At 72.8% G+C, this 19564-nt stretch carries 14 protein-coding genes; 5 read left to right on the top strand and 9 right to left on the bottom strand.

Annotated features, from left to right (window positions below; genetic code table 11):
- Positions 1-129: 129 nt before the first annotated feature.
- From ACSYGN_RS41535 to ACSYGN_RS41555, 5 genes are all read right to left on the bottom strand, one after another.
- Entirely contained in the window at positions 130-1551 is a 1422-nt protein-coding gene (locus ACSYGN_RS41535) for a nitrosuccinate lyase (RefSeq protein ID WP_460406218.1), read from the bottom strand.
- On the bottom strand, positions 1548-3524 hold the full coding sequence (locus ACSYGN_RS41540; RefSeq protein ID WP_460406220.1) for an FAD/NAD(P)-binding protein: 1977 nt from the start codon (positions 3522-3524) through the stop codon (positions 1548-1550). The genes ACSYGN_RS41535 and ACSYGN_RS41540 overlap by 4 nt, the downstream gene beginning before the upstream one ends.
- 331 nt (positions 3525-3855) lie before the next feature.
- Entirely contained in the window at positions 3856-5430 is a 1575-nt protein-coding gene (locus ACSYGN_RS41545) for a class I adenylate-forming enzyme family protein (RefSeq protein WP_460406222.1), read from the bottom strand.
- Between the two features lie 103 nt (positions 5431-5533).
- Positions 5534-6133 (bottom strand): SRPBCC family protein, encoded by a 600-nt coding sequence (locus ACSYGN_RS41550; RefSeq protein ID WP_460406224.1) that lies wholly within the window; start codon positions 6131-6133, stop codon positions 5534-5536.
- Between the two features lie 289 nt (positions 6134-6422).
- The gene (locus ACSYGN_RS41555) at positions 6423-7400 is read right to left on the bottom strand and encodes an NADPH:quinone reductase (protein WP_460406226.1); all 978 of its coding nucleotides are present in this window, start codon (positions 7398-7400) and stop codon (positions 6423-6425) included.
- Positions 7401-7649: 249 nt separating this feature from the next.
- Between ACSYGN_RS41555 and ACSYGN_RS41560 the strand changes: the two genes are divergently transcribed.
- The gene (locus ACSYGN_RS41560) at positions 7650-8285 is read left to right on the top strand and encodes a mycothiol-dependent nitroreductase Rv2466c family protein (RefSeq protein WP_460406228.1); all 636 of its coding nucleotides are present in this window, start codon (positions 7650-7652) and stop codon (positions 8283-8285) included.
- 213 nt (positions 8286-8498) lie between these two features.
- On the opposite strand, the gene ACSYGN_RS41565 is transcribed toward ACSYGN_RS41560, so the two are convergent.
- The 3 genes from ACSYGN_RS41565 to ACSYGN_RS41575 all read right to left on the bottom strand — a co-directional run bounded on the left by ACSYGN_RS41565 (position 8499) and on the right by ACSYGN_RS41575 (position 13796).
- Positions 8499-9791, bottom strand: coding sequence for an ATP-grasp domain-containing protein (locus ACSYGN_RS41565; RefSeq protein WP_460406230.1), 1293 nt, complete (start codon positions 9789-9791; stop codon positions 8499-8501).
- A 166-nt stretch (positions 9792-9957) separates the two neighbouring features.
- Entirely contained in the window at positions 9958-10257 is a 300-nt protein-coding gene (locus ACSYGN_RS41570) for a hypothetical protein (RefSeq protein WP_460406232.1), read from the bottom strand.
- Positions 10254-13796 carry a hypothetical protein gene (locus ACSYGN_RS41575; protein ID WP_460406234.1) on the bottom strand — a complete coding sequence of 1181 codons (3543 nt, stop codon included), beginning with the start codon at positions 13794-13796 and terminating at the stop codon, positions 10254-10256. The genes ACSYGN_RS41570 and ACSYGN_RS41575 overlap by 4 nt, the downstream gene beginning before the upstream one ends.
- A gap of 634 nt (positions 13797-14430) precedes the next feature.
- On the opposite strand from ACSYGN_RS41575, the gene ACSYGN_RS41580 reads away from it, so the two are divergent.
- The 3 genes from ACSYGN_RS41580 (at position 14431) to ACSYGN_RS41590 (ending at position 18175) form a co-directional block, all read left to right on the top strand.
- Positions 14431-15372, top strand: coding sequence for a 2-oxoglutarate and iron-dependent oxygenase domain-containing protein (locus tag ACSYGN_RS41580; RefSeq protein WP_460406236.1), 942 nt, complete (start codon positions 14431-14433; stop codon positions 15370-15372).
- Positions 15373-15631: 259 nt separating this feature from the next.
- Entirely contained in the window at positions 15632-17155 is a 1524-nt protein-coding gene (locus ACSYGN_RS41585) for an FAD-binding oxidoreductase (protein WP_460406238.1), read from the top strand.
- A 144-nt stretch (positions 17156-17299) separates the two neighbouring features.
- Complete coding sequence (locus tag ACSYGN_RS41590) at positions 17300-18175, top strand: PhzF family phenazine biosynthesis protein (RefSeq protein WP_460406240.1); 876 nt, start codon at positions 17300-17302, stop codon at positions 18173-18175.
- Positions 18176-18194: 19 nt separating this feature from the next.
- Here ACSYGN_RS41590 and ACSYGN_RS41595 read toward each other — a convergent pair whose 3' ends face one another.
- Positions 18195-19097: a LysR family transcriptional regulator gene (locus ACSYGN_RS41595; protein ID WP_460406242.1), complete on the bottom strand. Its 903-nt coding sequence runs from the start codon at positions 19095-19097 to the stop codon at positions 18195-18197.
- Positions 19098-19199: 102 nt separating this feature from the next.
- Here ACSYGN_RS41595 and ACSYGN_RS41600 point away from each other — a divergent pair, with 102 nt between their 5' ends.
- Complete coding sequence (locus tag ACSYGN_RS41600) at positions 19200-19502, top strand: YciI family protein (RefSeq protein ID WP_460404009.1); 303 nt, start codon at positions 19200-19202, stop codon at positions 19500-19502.
- The last annotated feature ends 62 nt before the right edge of the window (positions 19503-19564 follow it).

Below are 19564 nucleotides of genomic sequence, written 5' to 3' on the forward strand. Positions count from 1 at the left end.
CGGGGTCGCGGTCGCGGTCGCGATCCGGCCCGAGGGCCGGGCGCCGGGCGCCGGGTGAGGGATGAGGGACGAGGGGCCGGCCCCCGGCAAGGGACCAGGCCCCGGCAAGAGTCCGGACCCCGGGCACGGTCAGCGGGCCAGCGCCCGGTCCACCAGGGCGGCCGCGGCGCCGGTGTAGCCGGCCGGGTCGCACAGCGCGGCCAGATCGCCCGAGACGGCATCCGGCAGGCCGGGCAGAGCGGCGAGCACCTCGGGCAGCCGGCGTCCGGTGATGTCGGCCTGCCGCGCCGCCTCGGTCAGCAGCTCCTTGGCGCGCGCCTTGCCCAGGGCGGGGGCGAGACGGGCCGCCACCCGTTCCGAGACGATCTGGCTGCCCGTCAGTTCGAGGTTGGCGCGCATGCGTTCCGGCCGCGGCCGCAGTCCCTCGGCGAGTTCGGCCGCGGTGTGCGCCGCGCCGCCCACCAGCCGCAGACACTCCCGCAGGAGCTGCCACTCCGCGTGCCAGGCCCCAGCGGACCGCTCGTCCTCGCTGACCAGGCACTGCACCAGAGCCGTCGAGAGTGCCGGTACCTGCAGGGCCGCGCTGCGCAGCAGTGTGGCCAGCACCGGGTTGCGCTTGTGGGGCATGGCGGAGGAACTGCCACGGCCTGCCGCGCCGGGCTCGGCGACCTCGCCGACCTCGGTGCGGGCCAGCGACTGCACATCGACGGCGATCTTGCCGAGGGCGCCCGCGGTGAACGCCAGCGCGGACGCCAGGTCGGCGACGGGCGTGCGCAGTGTGTGCCAGGGCAGCACGGGCCGGGCCAGGCCGGTCTCAGCGGCGTAGGCGTCGACCAGGCTGTCCGCGAAGGCGCCCGGATCGGGCGGGCCGCCCGCGTCGAGGGCCGCGTACTCCAGATAGCCGGCCAGGGTGCCGGCCGCACCGCCCAGCGAGACGGGCAGCCCGCTCTCGTGCACGCGGGCCAGCCGTGTCTCGGCGTCCAGCACCAGCGCCCGCCATCCTGCCGCCTTCAGACCGAACGTCGTCGGTACGGCGTGCAGGGCGAGGGTGCGGCCGACGGCCGGGGTGTCACGGTGCGCCGCGGCCAGGTCCGCCAGCGCCGCGGCCGTCCGCGCCAGATCGGCGCGGACGAGTCCCAGCGTCCGGGCGGCCACCAGCATGGCGCCGGTGTCCAGGACGTCCTGGCTGGTGGAGCCGCGGTGGACGTACTCCGCCGCCGCCGGATCCTCCTCGGCCACCACCGCTGTGAACGCCTTCACCAGTCCGACGACCGGGTTGGCCGTCTCCCGTGCGGCGAGCGCCAGTGCCCGCACATCGAGCCGGTCGGCGCGCGCCGCGCGCGTGATGATCCCGGCCGCCCGGGCGGGCACGGTGCCCAGTGAGGCCTGGGCGCGGGCCAGGGCGGCCTCGGCGTCCAGCATGGCCTGCAGCCACGCCAGATCACCGGTGGCCGCCTCGGCGGGGGTACCGGCCCGCACCGGTGACAGCAGTCCCGCGTCCGGTGACAGCAGTCCCGCGTCCGGTGACGCCTCGGCGGGCGGCGCCGTCACACGATCACCCCGGTCAGATCGCCGTCCGCCTCCACCGGCCGTACGCCGTCCGGCACATGCGCCACCGGCGGCAGCGCCAGCACCGCGCGCGCGATGGCGTCGGAGTCGCCGAGGGTCACCGAGTCCACGCCGGGCCGGATGCCGGCCGCGGTCACCCAGTGGACCGACTCGGTGGGCACGCCGTAGGCGAAGCGCCGCGGGTGGGCGCGGCCCCGGCCGTCCAGGAGCCGGTAGGGGCGCTCGGTGACGGCGAGGCCACCGGTCTCGTAGTTCCCGCCGCCCGCGGCGGCGATGCGGTACGGCGTCGCCTGGTCGGTGTCCAGCAGGTGCTGCAGCAGCGGGTCGTCGGTACGGCGCAGGTCCGGCTCGGGCAGCCGGGCCTCGATGAGGGCGCTCGCCCGCACCGGCTCGCCCGGAACGGCCGTGGACTGTGCGACGTAGACCCTGGCGCCGGTGTCGATGCGCACCTGGGTGCCGGGACCGGTCACGGCGAGCACGCCCGCCTCGATCAGCGCGATCATCTCCTCGATACGGGAGGTGGGCGGGCCGATCGACAGGAACGCGTTGAGCGGCGTGTACCAGCCCTCGAGGTCGTCGCGGTGCGAGTCGCCGTCCAGACCGCCGTGGTCGACCGCGAGGCGGATCTCGTTGCGCAGATCACGCAGGACGTCCAGGGCCGCCTTGAGAGGTCCGCTGACGTTGCCCCGGCGGGCCTCCTGCACGTCCTGGCGCAGATGGCCGAGCAGCCAGGCGGTGAAGTCCCCGCGGCTGGTGAAGACCCGGTCGCCGTACGGCCGGGACAGACGGTCCCAGTCCCAGCGCTCCGCGGCCGGGATGCCGTGCGCGTCCAGCAGCGGCGAGGGGTCGGCGTCCGCCTCCAGGGCCAGGAACTGCTCGGTGAACCGCTCACGGGCGTGGTCCTGACCGCGGGCGCTCAGCAGGGTGCCGTAGTAGACGCTCTCCACCTCACGGGAGATCAGCGGCCACAGGTCGGCGGAGAAGCTGACGGGGCGGCCCTCGGCGGAGCGCCCGCGCAGTGCCGCGATGTACTCGGCGGTCAGCAGCCGCGGGAAGTAACGGCCGGTGGAACCCTTCTCGTTCTCGCCTCGCGCGTGGTACGGCACGCCGCGCCGGGAGAAGGCGTACAGCTTCGGCTCCTTGCCCGAGGGACGGTAGACGAGGCTGCCGTCGACGCGCTCGAACCGGCCTCCGCGGCCCAGCGTGAACAGGGCCATGTGGTCGAAGAAGTTCAGGCCGAGCCCGCGCAGCAGCACGTTCTGCCCGGGCGCGATGCCGCTCAGGTCGATGTCGGCGGGGTTGGCGGGGGTGACGTAGGTCAGGTGGTGGATGCGCGACAGGCTCGCAGTGCGGGCCTCGCGCGCCGACAGCCGGGCCGGGAGGTGGCCCTGCGCCATCACGATCGCGTCCAGCGAGTTGAGCCGGGTGCCGTTCTCCAGCCGGACGCCCTGCGGGCCGCCGGTCACGCCCTGGGTGTCGGCCGCGGCCACCGCCCGCGAGCGGTGCACCCGGACGTCGACATGGGCGGGAGCGGCGGCGACGATGCGCAGGAAGCAGTCGTGCAGATAGCGGCCGTAGAAGGCACGCGTGGGGTAGGAGTCGGGGCCGAGCCGCCGGGCCTCCGCCAGGACGGCGGGGTCCGTGTCGGCCGGATCGCCCAGCAGAGCCAGGCTCTTGGCCCACTCGTACAGGCTGGGGCCCGGCTCGATGGGCCCGTCGATACGGGCGCTGTCGTCGGTGAAGACCGTGATCTGCGAGGCCACCGTGTTCATCAGCAGGTGCTGCGACTGCTCGGTGCGCCACACCGTTCCGGCGCCGGGGGCCGCTGGGTCGACCACGTGCACGGTGACCGACTTGTGCGCCCGCTGGTGGCGCTCGCCGGCCAGCAGTCGTTCCAGCACCGACAACCCGCGGGGGCCGGCACCGATGATGCAGACCTCGATGGTGCTGCGCATGCGGTTACTCCGTTTCTGGGCAGGGGCCGTCCGGCGGTCGGCGGGGGGAACCGGCCGCCGGACGCGCAGGGGGAGATGGACTGCACGGGGCAGGGGACGGTACGAGGGGCAGGGGGAGGGTACGGGGAGGCAGGGGAGTGCTCCGGGAACGCCGGTGCGGGCGGCGCGGACCGGACGGAAGGGCCGGGGGCCAGGGGGCGGGGGGAGCTAGCCGGGGCGGGGTCGGCCCGGCACTGCCGGGCGGCTTGCTGAGGGGATCGCCGAGGGACCGCCGAGGGACCGCCGAGGGGGCCCACGGCTGGCTGCTGCGGCCGACTGCTGCGGCCGGTTGCTACGACTGGCTGCCGGGGGCGGAGGCCAGCAGACGGGCCAGCTCCAGGCGCTTGATCTTGGTGGTGGCGGTCTGCGGAAGGTCCTCCAGCCGCCACTGCACCGGCGCGGCCAGGGCCGGCAGGTCGACCACGGCCGTCTTCCAGGCCATCTCGTCCAGCGGCGCGTCGTCGCGGGTGCACACCACCGGCACCGCACGGCCCGCCGGGCCGGGGATGATGATGACCTCCACCAGTTCGGGCAGGCGGGTGAACAGCTTGTCCTCGATCTCCAGGGTGGACTCGATGCCCGGGATCTCGTCGACCTCGCGGTCCAGCAGGTGCAGACAGCCCCACTTGGTGCGGTAGCCGAGGTCACCCATCCGCCACCAGCCGTCGTTGACCTGCTTCTCCCAGCGCTGGTGCTCGTCGAGGTAGGTGACGATCCGGCCGTCGCTGCGGACCTCGATGAAGCCGGGGTTCTCCTTCGTCACCGGCTGCCCGTTGCGGCTGACCACCCGCACCCCGGTCATGCCCGGGAAGGGCACGCCGACGCAGCGGCCGTTGAAGTCGGCGCCGTCCTTGAGCGAGTAGGTGCGCGCGGCGATCGGTCCGACCTCGCTCTGCCCGTAGGCCTGGGCGAAGCGACGGCCCGCACGGCGTGAGGCCTTCAGCAGGGTGTTGACGGTGCGCGGATGGATGGCGTCGAAGGTGCTGGAGAAGTACTTCACGTTCGCCAGCGGCCCGCGCGGGTCGTCGGCCAGCACCTCCCAGCGCAGGAACGTGTTGGGGTGGGCCTCGATGAAGCCCGGCGGGATCCGGCTGAACAGCTCACCCACCGTCTCCGGGTCGTCGTCCCTGAGGATGATCAGCGGATGGCCCTGGAGGATCGAGATGGGCATCGCCGTGAACATGCGCGAGTGCACGAACGACACATGGATCGCGATCGGTTCGCTGCGCCGTACCGCGCCGGCGACCACGGTGGCCTGCGGACGGTAGCGGGCCTGGAAGCTCAGGCCGGTGTGCACGGCCAGTTTGGGCGTGCCGGTGGTGCCGGACGTGTGCGTGATGAGGGTCGGATGGTCGATCGGCATGGAGACCGCCGGCACTCGCTCCACCCCGGCCAGGGAGGCGAAGGAGACGGCGCCGTCGTGCTCGCCGGAAGCCAGCAGCACCGTGCGGGACAGGTCGAAGACCTCGGCGGGCAGGTGCTGTTCGAGCTTGTCCTGGTCGGTGACGAGGAAGGGCCGGCCGACCCGGCGCAGCAGCTCGGCGACCGTCGCCCCGTCCAGCTTCGGCGACAGCAGTACCGGTATGGCGCCGGTGCGCGCGATGGCGCAGGCCAGCAGGGAGATGTCGAAACCGTCGCTCTTGTGCACCACGACGTGGTCGCCGGGACGCACCCTGACGGACCACAGCCGCGAGGCCAGGTCGTCCACCAGATCGGCCAGTTCGGTCAGGGTGGCGCGCCGGCCGAGTTCCGGGGCGATGTCCAGATCGTGGTCGAGGATCACGAAGTTCGCCGGATGCCGGGCCGCCGCTCGGTCGAAGAGCGTGCCGAGCCGAATTCCCTTGCTGCCTATTCGCTGGAGAAACATATAATCGATCTCTCGTCCGTGGCTGCGGATTCCTGAAGGGGTTGCAGAATGCGGAACCGGCGGTCCGCCGTGCGTGGCGAATACGGGGGCAGCGCGGTCGGCGTCAGTCCTTCTCGATGACGGCTTTGATACGCGTGAGCGTCGCGTCGAGGTCCTGCACGAGTTTCGAGGTCCATTCCTCGACGAAACGGACGCGGTCCGCCTCGTCGAGATCAGCTACGATCTTGTGGATTCCCGCGGTGGCCCGGCCCATCCGGAAGTGGTGGACGAGCCAGGAGGCGCCGTCGCCCGCGTCGTCGATGTCGAAACCCCAGATCGACTCCTGATCCTCCTGGGCGTGGGTGAGCATCATCCAGCGGAAGGTCCGGCCGGGCTCGGCGGCGACCACCCGCGCCTCGGTGTACCAGGTCCCGCGCACCAGCGGGGCCCAGCCGACGACGTCCTCGCTGCGCAGGTTCTCGCCGCGGAAGACGGAGCCGACCGCGGACGGCTCACCCGTGATCCACTCGCCGCCCATGCACTCCGGGCTCCACTCCTTGCTGCGGCCCAGGTCGCTGACCACGGCGTAGATCTCCGCTGGAGTTGCGGACACGAGAATTCGGGCGTCGAGCTCGAACAGCGGGGATTTCTCGATGATGGTTCCGGTTGTTCCAGTTGTTCCGATGGTTCCGGTGGTTGCGGTAGTTCCGGCGGAAGCTGTCATGGCGGCAATCCTGCCGACGGCCGCGGAAGGGCAGCAATCAAGCCGCCCGGGGTCCGTCAAGTCCCATTCCGGCCCAGGACGGTGTAATGCGACGGCTGCATTTCCGGTGGGGAGATCAATGCGGCGGGGAGATCAATGAGGCGGTGCGCAGAACAATGGGGCGGTGGGGAGAACAATGCGGCGGCGCCACGACTTCGTGTCGGGCGGCGCGCGGCTGAAAGCACATGGCGTGCCGCTCCGGGCCGAGGCACAGGCCTGCGGCGGGGGCGGTTTCCGGTGCGGGAGCCGTTCAGGCGCGTACGTCGAGGACGAGCTTGCCGCGTACCTTCCCTTCCTCCAGACGGCGGTGGGCCTCGCCTGCCGCATCGAGCGGCAGGACCTCGGTGGCCCGCGGACGCAGCCGACCGGCCGCCAGCAACCCGTTGATGCCACGGGCCGCGTCGGCGAGCTGGGCGGTGTCGGCGTGCGAGATGGCGAAACCGTGCACCGAGCGGTCCATCAGATACAGCGGTCCGACCGGCAGCACGGGCCGGGTGCGCAGTCCGGCCATCACCACGATGCGGCCACGGCCGGCCAGCAGGTCAACGGCCGTCTCGAGGTCGTTGCGGCCGTGTGCGTCGACGTGCAGGTCCACCCCGTGGGGCGCGGCGGCGCGGATGTGCCCGGCGATGTCGTCGCAGCGGTAGTCGACGACGTGGGCGGCGCCCAGGGACCGTAGGTGGTCCTCGTCGCGTCCGGAGGCGACGGCGATCACCCGGGCCCCCGCAGCGGCGGCCATCACCACCATGGCGCTGCCCACGTTCCCGGCCGCGCCGAGCACGGCGACCGTCTCGCCCGCCCGCAGCCGTCCGTGCGTGAACAGCGCCAGATGGGCGGTGGCGGCGGGATGGGCCAGCGCCACGGCGTCCTGCGCGGGCACGCCCTGGGGCAGGTGGTAGAGACGGTCCACAGGCACCACCGCCTGCTCGGCGGCGGCGCCCTGGCGGCCGTCATGGCCCAGGCTGTTGCACCAGACCCGGTCGCCGGTACGGAAACCGACGGCGCCGGGGCCGACCGCGGCGACCTTGCCGACCAGATCACGGCCTATGACGAAGGGAAACGTGACGGGGGTGCGCCAGGCTCCCGAACGGACGAATGTGTCCACGTGGTTGACGGCGGTCACCTCCACGTCGACCAGGACGTCGTGGGGACCGGGGACGGGCGGTGGCAGCTCGCCGTGACGGATGACGTCGGGGGAGCCCAACTGGGTGATGTAAGCGGCACGCATGCTGGCCGAGTCTGGCACCGAGCCGCCGCCCCCGGACATGGTGCGCGGCAATACCGCCCGGGGTCCGTCAGGTCGCCTCGCGCAACGGCCGCCGGGCACACCCTTGGCGCCCCCGGCCGCCCCCGGCCGCCCTCGGCCGTCTCTCAGCCGGGCGTTGGCCGTCCCTCGACCGGGCCTTGGCCCGCTCCTGGCCACCCGAGCCCAGCCTGAAGGCACGTCCTGCCGTCCGCAGCCGAGGAGACCACGACCGTGCCCGCTGCCGAACCCACCCCCGTCGACTTCTGGTTCGACCCCGTCTGCCCCTGGGCATGGATGACCTCCCGCTGGCTGCTGGACGTCGCAGAGCAGCGCCCTCTCGACATCAGCTGGCACGTCATGAGCCTGGCGGTGCTGAACGAGGGCAGGGGCGACGAACTGCCGGAGCGGTACCGCAAACTGCTCACCGAGGGATGGGGGCCGGTGCGGGTGGTGACGGCCGCCCAGGAGAAATACGGCGCCGCCGTCACCGGACCGCTCTACACCGCGCTGGGCGAGCGCATCCACCGCCAGGGCCTCGGCCCGCGCCGGGAGGCGATCGAGAGTGCGCTGAAGGAGACCGGCCTGCCCGTGGACCTGGCCGACTGCGCCGATCAGGACACCCATGACGGTGCCCTGCGCGCTTCCCACCAGGAGGGAATCGACCGGGTCGGTCAGGAGGTCGGCACCCCGGTGATCGCGCTGCCGGGCCCCGACGGCACGACGACGGCGTTCTTCGGCCCGGTGCTCACCCCCGCGCCCAAGGGCGAGGCGGCCGCGCGCCTCTTCGACGGTCTGCTCCTACTGTCCTCCACCCCGGGCTTCTACGAACTCAAACGCTCCCGCACCCAGGGCCCCGTCCTCGACTGAAGGCGATGCGCTGGTGGCGACGCTGTGGGCGGGGCCACCCACCGGCCGGCCGACCTCGGGCGCATCGCTGCCCCACGGTGCCGAACCGGCGTGCCGCGCGGGCAGCGCCCTGAAGGGGCGCGGGGCTGTGCCTATATGCGGCTCCGCCGCGGGGCGCGACCAGCCACGACGGTGCCGCAGATGACAGATGATCGCGCACTCCCAGCGGAGCGCTCACTCGCGGTCCCCCGGCGGCGAGCCGAACGCCGGCTCCAGCCGGATGCCCAGCGCCTGTTCCACCCGCGCCGACAGCGTACGGGCGGCGGTCGCGTCGGGCGCGGTCACCAGGAAGTCGGCGAGGTGCAGGGCCTGCTGCCGGCTCACCCGCTGGCCCGGGGTGAAACGCGGGGAGATGCAGACCAGTTGGGGGAAGGCGGACAGCACCTCCTGGGCGGGGGTCTGCGAGGCCACCCGCCAGGAGCCCACCGGAACGGGCAGGCAACGCAGCAGCGCCGTCCGGCGGAAGTCGGGCAGGACGATGGGCGGCAGGCCCAGCGCGCTGCGGCCGATCTGGGCGGCGTAGTCGTATCCGGCCGCCGCCTCGAACATGGCGGGCAGCGGTCCGCCCGCGCATGCGTTGACCTCGATCACGCGGGGGCCGTCCTGGGCCAGGGCGATCTCGGTGTGGACCGCTCCGCAGGTCAGGCCGATCGCCCGGATGGCTCGGTCGGCGAGGCCGACGACGGCCGCCGCCGTCGCCGCGTCCAGCCGGGTCGGAAGGATCAGCCCCTCCTCGGCGTAGCCGTGCCCCAGCGGCAGCCGGTCGCAGACGGCCAGATGGCGGACGGTGCCGTCGGCAAGCAGCGACTCCACGCTGCAGTACGCGGCGTATCCGCTGTCGCCGTCGGCCTCCAGGTCCATCCGCTCCTCGAGCAGGTAGGCGTCATCGGCCTGCAGGAACGCGGTCTTCTCCGCGCGCGCGACGGTGAAGGCGTGGATCAGTTCCGCGTACGTGGACACCAGGCGCACGCTCTGGCTTTCCAAGCCCAGCGACGGCTTGAAAACCCCGGGCAGCCCCACGCGGGCGGCAGCCGCGGCGAGGTCCCGCTCACTGGTGATGATTTCGAAGCCGGGCGAGGGAATTCCGTGCTCGGCGAAGAGCAGCCGCTGGCGCGCTTTGGACTGGGCGACGGCAACCGCGGCGGGCGGATTGCCCGGGAGGCCGAGCCCCTCGGCGATCTCTGCCTGGGGACGCAGCAGCAGCTCCGAGTAGGTCACCACGCCGTCCACCGGGCGGCGTTCGTGGAGGTGCAGAGCGGCCTCGACGGCGGCGTCCAGGTCCGTGGCCGTCAGGAACTCGCCGTCGAGTCCGCGCCGGCGGTAGTCGGCGCGCACCTTCTCGGGCCCGCACCAGGCCGTGACGAACACGACGCTGATGGTGCTGGTCACGGTGGACAGCGAGTCGAGCGCCTCGTCCGGGGGATGGCCGCCGATTCCGGCGAGAAGCAGGAGGTGGGGGGAGCCCATGGCGACAAGCCTTTCGACTGGGGACGGATCGGGGACGGGGAAGGAGCGGGGGCGCAGGGGCGGAGAAGGGGCGGGGAAAGCGTCGTACGTGGCGCGGGAAAGGCCGCAGTCCGGCGACGAGGCCGCCGAGCCGCCCGCCGAGCAAGCGCGGGCGGTTCTCCCGGCGTCAGGTCCGGGGCGGTCGGGGACGCGGGCCGCCCGCCGAGCGCCCCAACGGGGGTGCATGGTCGGCCCGGCCCGCGAAGTTCTCGCCGGTGAGGTGGACCGGCGCGTTCCTCAGCAGCGCACCGCAGGCGCCGTAGCCGGTAAGGCCGGGAAACCCGGGCAAGCCCGGAGAACCGGGGGAGCCACGGACGGCGAGCAACCCGGCGCCGCGGTCGGCGTCACCGTCGGCGGCACGGGCGTGCCGCCCGGTGGCCCGGCCCCCGCAGCCCTCCGCCGCGTCGCCGCGCACGCCGGGGATCATCGCGTCGCCTCCGCGCGGCCGGCCGGGCCGGTGACGATGCGTACCTCGTGCTCGGTCCGGGCCAGCAGCCGGACGAGTTCCGCGTGCGAGTCGTGGGCGAAGACGTGGGTGCTGACCCCGCTGCCGGAGAACCGGGAGACGGGCAGTACGTCCCCGACCCGGGCCGGTACGGACCGGAACCAGGCGAGCGGGGCGACGGCCGAGTCGTCGAACTCCAGCAGCCTGCCCCCGGTGCTGTGGTGCACGGTCCAGCCGGCGTGTGCGGCGACGGGGTCACGGCGGTCGGAGCGGGGATCCACACCCGCGTCGGCGAGGATCTTGGCGTGGCCGAGGTCGATGCCGGTGGTGGCGCGGAACGCCTCGCCGGCCCCGGCGCCACCGGGCCGGGCGGCGACTTCGCAGAATGTCATGTGCTCCCTGGTGAGGAACGCCTCCAGGTGCAGCACTCCGGAGCCGACCTGCCAGGCCTCCACGACCTGTTCCAGCAGTTGTCCCGCGAAGGTGCGCAGCGCGGGGTCGGCGACCGTCGCCGACGACAGCGGCTGCCCGCGCCGCGGCGCCATGGTGTCGCGTTCGTAGAGGGAGACGTTCCACACCGTCTCGTCCCGGTGTACGACGGCGTCGATGTGGCACATCGGGGCGTCGACGAACTCCTCGCACAGATACGCGCCCGGCACGAACTCCTCCCGCAGCCAGGCCTGTACGCCGTACCAGCCGGACAGCACCACCGCCCCCCGCGAGCCCGTGCCGCCCGAGCCCGAGCCCGGGCCCGAGCCCGCCCGCGGTTTGACGACGATCTTGCCATGCCGGTCGAACAGCGCGGTGACGTCCTCGGGGCTGTGCGCGAGCAGTCCGTCGGCGCAGCGGATGCCGTACCGCCGGGCGATGCGCCTCATGGCCGCCCTGTCCACGAAGCGGCGTATCTGCTCGGGCCCTTCGCCCGCCGTACCGAGAAGCGCCCGCAGCCGGGCGGCGGGTTCCTGGAGATGTTCCGACAAGGCGGCCACCCGGTGCACCGGATGAGCCGTGTGGACGGCCTTGGCCAGCTCCCGCAGCGCGAGATCGTCGGTGAGATCGGTAGATACGGTGAGAGCTGCGGGGCCGGGCAGTTCCTCGGCCGCCGACAGCACCGACAGACGGAAGCCGTCGGCGGGAAGCAGCGGTGAGCCGTCCGGCCGGGTCCAGGCCGCCTGCCCGAGGTGGTCCAGCAGCAGGACGTGGGTGCGCCGCAGCGGGGTGGTGCGCAGCACCAGTGAGCGTTCCAGCCGTGCGGCGGCCTGCCGCGCCTGCTCCCGGCCGTCCGCGACGACCGTGTGCCGCAGCCATACGGCGGGTTCCGCCGCCTGCTGCACATGACCGGCCCGCAATCGCACCTCGGCCCGGAACAGTCCCGGCCAGGTGTGCAGTTGGTCCGCGGTGGTGGCCTCCACCACCCGCAGCGGTCCGGCGGGGGTACGCACCACCCGCTGGACCGCGACAGCGGACCGCTGCCGGCCGCGCGGGCGACGGCCGAGCGTGGCCCCGGCGGCCTCGGCGACGAGACCGCGGGTGTGCACCGCGTCGTACAGGTCGAGCGTCGCGTCGTCCAGGCCGGGCCGCAGCAACGGCGGCGCGGTGGCCGCCCGCCCGGTCTGCCCGATCTGCCCGGCCTGCCCGGCCTGCCCGGCCGGGAAGAAGCAGCGCACCACGCCCGACAGCCCTGCCGAGCGGACGGCGCGCACGGCCCGCTCGGCGAGACCGGCACGCCGGTCCGCGGCCAGGCCGGACGGGCACAGACGGGCATCCGGTTCCTCGTCGATCACGGTCAGAGCCCGTACCTCGTCGCGGTGCGCGAGCACCAGCACGGTGTGCCCGGGCGGCAGATCATCGATGGCGGACGGCACCGCCGTGACATCCCGGTCCTCGCGCAGTTGCCGGGCCACCGGCATCGCGGAGAAGGAGAGCGCGGCGCGCACCCGCCGCCCGGCGTGGATACGGCGCGCGGCGGCCCGTACCTCCCGTGCCGTCGCCGCGCCCAGCCACAGCCCTTGGCAGTGCCGACGCCACAGTGCCCGTGCCGCCTCCTCGCCGCCGGGGCTGCCCGTCCACACCACGCTCACCCGCGTGGTCACCGCCCCCACGGCTGTCAGAATCCGCCCGGCCGGCTCCTCGTCCCCGAGCAGCAACAGCAGGTGCTCCCCACAGGGAACCGCGGTCCCGTCACCGCGCACCGGGAGCCGGTCGCCTGCCGGTTCTCCGGCTCCGACCGCCCTTCCCGCCCCGACCGGCTGCAGCCGCAGTGAGTGCAGGGCGTGCCGGGCGGCCTGTGCGGCGGTGTGTGCGGCCTCCTCGCCGTCACGACCGCAGGCGATCACGTGGCCGAACCGGTCGTCGTCGGTACGCAGCGCACGCACCCGGTCCCCGAGCCCGACCGCGACATGCGTCTCGATCACCTCGGGAGTGAGCCCGTCCACCGGCCTGGTGCCGCGCACCACGGCGTCCACCGCAGAGAACAACCGGTGCACGGCCACCACCGACTCGGCCGGCTCGGCCTCCCGCACCCGTTCCCCGACGGCCAGCGCCACCAGGTCCCGGGTGAGGGAGCGCCCCAGGCCCAGCGACATCTGACGGGCCGCCACCTGCCCGGCGAGGCGCCGGCCGATCCCGATCAGCTCGGGGCCGGTCGGGGTGAGCAGCAACTCGGCATGCACGGCGGAACAGCGGATGCCCAGAGCTCGTACGGCGTCCAGGACCAGCGCACGTACCGCCTCTTCCTGCTCGACACGGGCCGGGAAAAGGCTGCCGAGTTCAGCCCCCAGGCCGGGCGGCGCCGCCGACCGCTCGGCGAACCCGAGCAGCACGGTGCGGTCACCCTGGACCAGCAGCTCCGCATCGACGTGCCGGCCCACCGCGTACTCCTCGATGAGGGCGCGCGGCGGCCTGCCCCCGTCGCCGGTCGGCGCCCCGAGCACCTCGGCGAGGGCACGCGCCGCGTCCTCACGGCTCCATACGACACCGGCCCCGGCCGACCGGCCGACCGTGGCCGGCCTGACCACGACGGGCAGTCCGATCTCGTCCACCGCGGCCAGCCCCTCGGCCTCGCCGGCCGCCACACCCCAGCGCAGCGACCCGATATCGTGCTCGGCCAGCCGCGCCCGTACGGCGGCCTTGTCACCGAGCAACCGGGCCGTCTCCAGGGACTCGTGAGGCAGCCCGAGGTCCCGGGCCAGCCCGGCCGCAGCCTCCCGATGCCCGTCGTCGAGGCAGATCACCCCGTCGGGCGGTACGGGGCCGAGCCTGCCGTGCAGCCGGTCCACGAGGGGGCTGTCGCGGGTGCTGCCGGGGGTGCCGTCGGGGGTGAGGGACACCTCCACCAGACGTGCGGTCTGCGCGCAGAGGCCGAAGCCCGGATCTTCCCGCCGGGCATCGAGGTCCGCGGTGACGAAAGTGACCTCGATTCCTGCGCCGGCCATCTCCGCGACCATGTCGAACCCGCGGGCGGATGCCGTTCCCACCAGCACTATGTGCACGACACTCAGCTCCCCGGTCAGGTCCTGCATTTCGGGAAAGACTCCGTCCGCCCGACGCGGGCCCTCAAGCGGACCGGGCGGAATCGGTCAGGTGGGCGCCGGGCGGCGCGGTCAACGCCGGGGCGGCGAATACCTGAAGTTGCCAGATTGAGGGCCGCTGGCTCGCCGACAGCCATGCGCATGCCTAGTTTCGTTCTCCGGGCTCGCGGCACCGGGAAATCAGTACCTGATCGCGGCACCGGGATCGCGGCACCGGGATCGCGGCACCGGGATCGCGGCACCGGGATCGCGGCACCGGGATCGCCGGGAGACCGGCTGCCCCGGAGACCCCTCAGAGACCCCCGGAGACCCCTCAGAGATTCCTCCGACCACCGGATTCCCGAAAGCACCTGAGCACAGGGAGCCCCGAGAGCATGAGAGAAGGACGAGACGGCGTGCGCACCATCGACCTCCCACCCGCTGGAGCGGGCCACCGCGCTCACCCCCGTGGTGTTCGGACCCACCGGGAAGCGCCTGGCCGCGTGGCCGCCCGACCGCCCGGCCGTACGAGGACACGGTGAACGCCCGGCAGACAGGCGCCCCGCCCGTCCCGCAGCCCTGGCAGCCCCGGCCCGGCCGTGCCGTCGCCGGCGGGTGACACCGTCTCGCCGTGAAGGGACGACACATGCTCAAGGAAATCGACCTGGACCAGCCCGGCAGCCGCGACCACGTGCGCGGCGCCCTGCACGACGGCTTCTTCCTGGTGCGCAGCACAGTTCCGGAAAGCCTCCTGGACGAGGCCGACTCCTTCCTCCGGGCCTTCTTCGCGCTGCCCGCCGAGGACAAGGCCGCCTGCCGCGTCGCCGGAACCGACGGCCAGTCCGGCTACACCCAGCCGCCGGTGGAACACACCGGGAAGGACGCCGCGCCCGCCCGGAAGGAACTGTTCCACTGGTGCGCGCGGCTTCCCGCGGCCCACCCCCTGCGCAGACGCTTCCCCGACCGCTACCCCGACCCGTACTTCCCCGACCACCTGGTGCCAGGTATCGGCTCGGCACTGTGTGAACTGCATACGCGCACGCTGGGATTCCAGTACGAGGTCGTACGCACCGTGGCCGACGCGCTCGGCGCCCACCCCGACTACTTCGCCGACCTGCTCGAGGACGGCCCCGTCGTCAACCGGGCCACCTGGTACCCGCCGATGGACCGGGCCCCCACCCACCGTCACGTCCGGGTGGCCGATCACCAGGACTCCGGCCTGCTCACGGCGCTGCCGCTGGCGGCCGAGGCGGGCCTCGAGGTCCTCGTCGACGGCGAGTGGCTGCCCGTGGACGCCCCCCGCGGCTACGCCGTCGTCCAAGTCGGCATGGCCTTGGACCGGCTCACCAACGGCCTGGCCCGCGCCGCCGTCCACCGGGTGGTGGCCGGCCGAGGCCGACCGGAGGGCAGCCTGTCCGTCGTGCAGTTCTGTCACCCCGCCCCGTGGACCACTCTCACCCCGCTGCGCATCCCGGGAGCCGAGGACCGCCCCCTGCGCTTCGCCCCTCTGACCGCCGACGAACTGTTCCGGCGCACCCTGTACCGCGCCGGCAGCCCGGACGCCCCACCCCTGGCATCAACCGGCTGACACCCGCCCCACCTCCCACCCCACCCCATCCCCCGCCCCCCGGCCCGGAGGCACAGCCCTGAGCCACCGCATCCGAACTCCTCGCCAGGTCATCCGAACTCCTCGGCACCGGTACCGCATCCGAACTCCTCGGCACAGCGGCAGAGATGACGGACTCCGACGGGATCGCGCCATCCGCGCACCGCCGTCACAGATGCTGCACGTGTCCCGCTCCCGGGACATCCACGTCCTGCCATGGACGGAACGGGGAGTGATCCACATGATCAGCAGACGTACCCTGCTACGCGCCTCGGCAGGCGCCACCGCGGCCGCGGCGCTCACCGCCGGCAGCGGTGGCCTTGTCCTCGCAGCCGACGACTCCGTGCCGTGGAGCAGCCTGAGCGGCCGTCTGACCGGCCGTCTGGTGCTGCCCGGCGACCAGGACTACGGCACCGCCCGTCAGCTCCAGCTCGCCCAGTTCGACGCCGTCCACCCGCGGGCCGTCGCCTACTGCGCCACCGAGGCCGACGTCGCCGCCTGTATCCGCTTCACCCAGGACAACCACTTGGCGTTCGCCGTCCGCAGCGGTGGTCACAGTGCCGCCGGTTACTCGACCAGTCCTGGCCTTGTCATCGATGTCTCCCGCCTGAACGCCGTCCGTACCAGCGGTTCCACCGTCCGTCTCGGCCCCGGCGTCCAGGGGGCCGACGCCGTCAGCGCACTCGCCCCGCTCGGTCTGCAGGTCGCCGGTGGTACCTGCCCGACCGTGGCGATGGGCGGCTGGATCCAGGGCGGCGGCCTCGGCTACGCCTCCCGCAAGTACGGCATGGGCGCCGACCGTCTGCTGTCCGCCCGCGTCGTCCTCGCCGACGGCAGTGCGGTCCGTGCCTGCGCGAAGGAACACCCGGACCTGTTCTGGGCCCTGCGTGGGGGAGGCGGCGGCAATTTCGGCGTGGTCACCGACTACGAGGTACTGCCCGTGCAGATACCGGCGCTGACGCTGTTCAACCTCAACTTCCGCTACAGCGACGCCGTACAGGTCGTCCTCGCCTGGCAGGACTGGATGACTGGCGGGCCCCGCGAGCTCGCTTCGGAGCTGATGTTCCTCCACTCCACCGACGCTCCCGCCGGCACCGAGCCCGACGTCGTCGTCACCGGTGCCTTCCACGGTCCCGAGGCCGACTGCGACCGGCTCCTGGACCGTCTCACCACCGCTGTCGGCCACCCCGGCACCCACCGCTCGAGCACCGAACTGCCCTACGCGCAGGCGATGATGCAGGTGTACGGCTGCGGCGACAAGACCGTCTCCCAATGCCACCGCATCGGCTTCACCCCCGAGGCCCTGCTGCCGCGCGACAACTACACCGCCCAGCGCAACCAGTACTTCGCCCGGCCCTGGACCGCCACGGCCGCCCAGGAGGCCCTGGCCGCACTCACCGCCGACACCAGGCCCGGTCAGTTCCGCTTCCTGGGACTGTTCCCCTACGGCGGCAGGATCAACGACGTCTCGCCGACGGCCACCGCCTTCGTCCACCGCGACGCCGTCCTCAACGCCGGGTTCGCAGTTTCCCTGTTCACTCCCGACCCCGCCCAGGAGGACCGCGACCGCGCACAGAACTGGGTCGACAGCGCCCACACCACGATGAGCACCTACTCAAATCACGAGTCGTACCAGAACTACATGGACCCGGCCCTGACGACGTGGCGCACGGCGTACTACGGCCCCAACTACACCCGCCTGCAGACCGTCAAGCACACGTACGACCCCTACCGCTTCTTCCGCTTCCCCCAGGCCATCGACTGAGCTGAGGTGTCAATTGCTGCTCGGGGCCAGGCGGCCCCCGAATGCGATCTGGAAGGCCTTGAGCGGGCCTTCCAGCGCATGGACTGCGGACGCGGATGCGGACCTACTTGGAACAGCGTCGGTCCCGCCCGCGTTGCCGCAGGCATGACGACGAATGCGCCGCTGCCCGAGGTACTGCGATACACCGCCTTCTCCAGTGCCCCCGACGGCGGAAACCCCGCCGGCGTTGTTCTGGATGCCACCGGCCTGGACGACAGCGACATGCTGGCTGTCGCCGCCGGCCTCGGATACTCGGAGTCCGCGTTCCTGACCGCGCTCCCGGAGGGCCTCCGCGGACAGGAGGGACGGGCGTACCGCATCCGCTACTTCAGCCCCAAGGCCGAGGTGCCGTTCTGCGGGCACGCCACCGTCGCGGCCGCCATCGCGCTCGCCGAGCGGACAGGCCCCGGGGAACTGGTGTTCGCGACGCACGCCGGCACCGTGCCGGTGGAGGTGGCCGAGGAAGGCGGGACGGTCAGGGCCACACTCACCAGTGTCGAGCCGCACATCGAGGAGATGGCCGACGCCGACCTCACGGAGGCGCTCGCCGCGCTCGGCTGGCCGACTGCCGATCTCGACCCGGCCTTCCCGCCCCGTGTCGCGTTCGCCGGTGCCCGCCATCTCGTTCTCGCGGCGGCGACACGCGCGCGTCTCGCAGATCTTGCGTACGACTTCCCGCGCCTCGAGGCCCTGATGCACCGTTTGGACCTGACCACGGTCCAGTTGGTGTGGCGAGCGTCGGCCACCGTCTTCCATGTCCGTGACCCGTTCCCCGTCGGCGGCGTCGTCGAGGACCCGGCAACCGGCGCCGCGGCCGCCGCGTTCGGTGCGTACGCCCGTGAGTTCGGCCTGGTCCCCGAGGACGCCGTCCTCACCCTGCATCAGGGCGAGGACCTGGGCCGCCCCGGCGAGCTCACCGTGACGCTGCGCGCGGGTGACCCGCGCGTCCGTGTCAGCGGCACGGGAGCTCGCATCGGCTGACCTCGCGATCTCCGGGGGTTCAGGGCGTACCGGCAGGTTCGGGGCCGGTGCCGCCCTTGCTGTCGGTGGTCAGTTGGCGGCTCCAGGAGGTACGGGCTGCTGCGGCCAGCACCAGCTGTTCATGAGGCGGTTCTGGTCCGACCGGGCGCCAGAGGAGGTCTGGATCACCGACCGAACTGCTCCGCGCCCGTAGCGCGACCAGATCGTCGTTGCCGATGAGCCGGTGACGGAACAGCGTGTGGCTGCTGTGATCCTCGGGGACCGTGTCAGGTGTCCAGCCGTGGTCGCGCAGGCGCGTGAGGACAGCGGCCGCATAACCGGGGGCGCGTTCCGGCGGGAACCAGAGCAGCCGCTGACCGCGCAGCTCGGACCAGGTGAGATCCGGGTGGTTGGCGAGGGGATGCGTGCGGTGCAGCACTATGCCGAGCGGCTCCTCGTTGACCGTGCGCAGCTCCAGGCCCGAGGTGTCCACGGGCATGCGCAGGATGCCGAAGGCCAGTGTGCCCGTGCGCAGCAGGTCGCCTTGGAGACCGGATTCGACCTGCTGGTAGGCGAGCCGTAGCCGCCGACCGCGCGTCATGATCTCCTCTGCTCGGGCGAGAACCGATTGTGCTGCTCCGCGGCACAGCCCGACAGTCGCTGTCGGTGCTACGGCGCGCGCCGCAGATATCGACGAACTCAGCTCGCCGAGTGCCCGGTTGACGCCGTCCAGCAGGAGCTGTCCCTGCTCGGTCAGCTCCATTCCCTGCGGCTTGCGTCGGAACAGCGGTGTGCCGATGCGTCGTTCCAGCAGCCGGATCTGCTGGCTGAGGCTGGGCTGGGCGATGTGCAGGCGCCGGGCCGCCTCGGTGACGGTGCCGGTTTCGGCAACAGCGGCGAAGTACCGCAGCTGCCGCAGCTCCACACCCGAGAGCTCGTCCATTCCCGGCTCACCCACTCTGATCAGCGCCCATAGGCGCCGGCCTATGGACGGGTCGCAGACTGCTCTTGGCGCTGCAGCGGCTGCCTGTTCTTTGCTGGGGGCATGTACGTGATTGTGCTCAGGTACGGCGCGCCGCTGGACACCATCGATGCGCTCAGGGACGCCCATTACACCAACCCTCACGGGGTGTTCGCCAAGGGAATGGCGCGCTGTGCAGGTCCTCTGGAGCCCCGCACGGGCGGGTTGATCATCGCGGAGGGCGACGTGTCGGCGATCGGGGCCGCCGTTGCTTCCGACCCGTTCGTCACCACGGGTGCCGCGACCGCCGAGATTCTCCGCTTCGAGCCGGTCTGGCCGCCGGCGCGCGCCGCCGCGGTGCCCCCGGGTCCCCGGGCGGCACCTTGACGGCGGCGCATACCTGCATCCGGCTTCCTTTCGTGGTGGGGTATCGGGGATACGACCGCTGC

The sequence above is a fragment of the Streptomyces sp. YIM S03343 genome (assembly GCF_054729195.1).

Bases quoted from the DNA above. Each gene is read 5' to 3' on its own strand.
- ACSYGN_RS41595 (WP_460406242.1), bottom strand. From the start codon at position 19,097: ATGGACGAGCTCTCGGGTGTGGAGCTGCGGCAGCTGCGGTACTTCGCC.
- ACSYGN_RS41555 (WP_460406226.1), bottom strand. From the start codon at position 7,400: ATGCGTGCCGCTTACATCACCCAGTTGGGCTCCCCCGACGTCATCCGT.
- ACSYGN_RS41600 (WP_460404009.1), top strand. From the start codon at position 19,200: ATGTACGTGATTGTGCTCAGGTACGGCGCGCCGCTGGACACCATCGAT.
- ACSYGN_RS41540 (WP_460406220.1), bottom strand. From the start codon at position 3,524: ATGCGCAGCACCATCGAGGTCTGCATCATCGGTGCCGGCCCCCGCGGG.
- ACSYGN_RS41585 (WP_460406238.1), top strand. From the start codon at position 15,632: ATGATCAGCAGACGTACCCTGCTACGCGCCTCGGCAGGCGCCACCGCG.
- ACSYGN_RS41545 (WP_460406222.1), bottom strand. From the start codon at position 5,430: ATGTTTCTCCAGCGAATAGGCAGCAAGGGAATTCGGCTCGGCACGCTC.
- ACSYGN_RS41550 (WP_460406224.1), bottom strand. From the start codon at position 6,133: ATGACAGCTTCCGCCGGAACTACCGCAACCACCGGAACCATCGGAACA.
- ACSYGN_RS41590 (WP_460406240.1), top strand. From the start codon at position 17,300: ATGACGACGAATGCGCCGCTGCCCGAGGTACTGCGATACACCGCCTTC.
- ACSYGN_RS41570 (WP_460406232.1), bottom strand. From the start codon at position 10,257: ATGATCCCCGGCGTGCGCGGCGACGCGGCGGAGGGCTGCGGGGGCCGG.
- ACSYGN_RS41565 (WP_460406230.1), bottom strand. From the start codon at position 9,791: ATGGGCTCCCCCCACCTCCTGCTTCTCGCCGGAATCGGCGGCCATCCC.
- ACSYGN_RS41575 (WP_460406234.1), bottom strand. From the start codon at position 13,796: ATGCAGGACCTGACCGGGGAGCTGAGTGTCGTGCACATAGTGCTGGTG.
- ACSYGN_RS41580 (WP_460406236.1), top strand. From the start codon at position 14,431: ATGCTCAAGGAAATCGACCTGGACCAGCCCGGCAGCCGCGACCACGTG.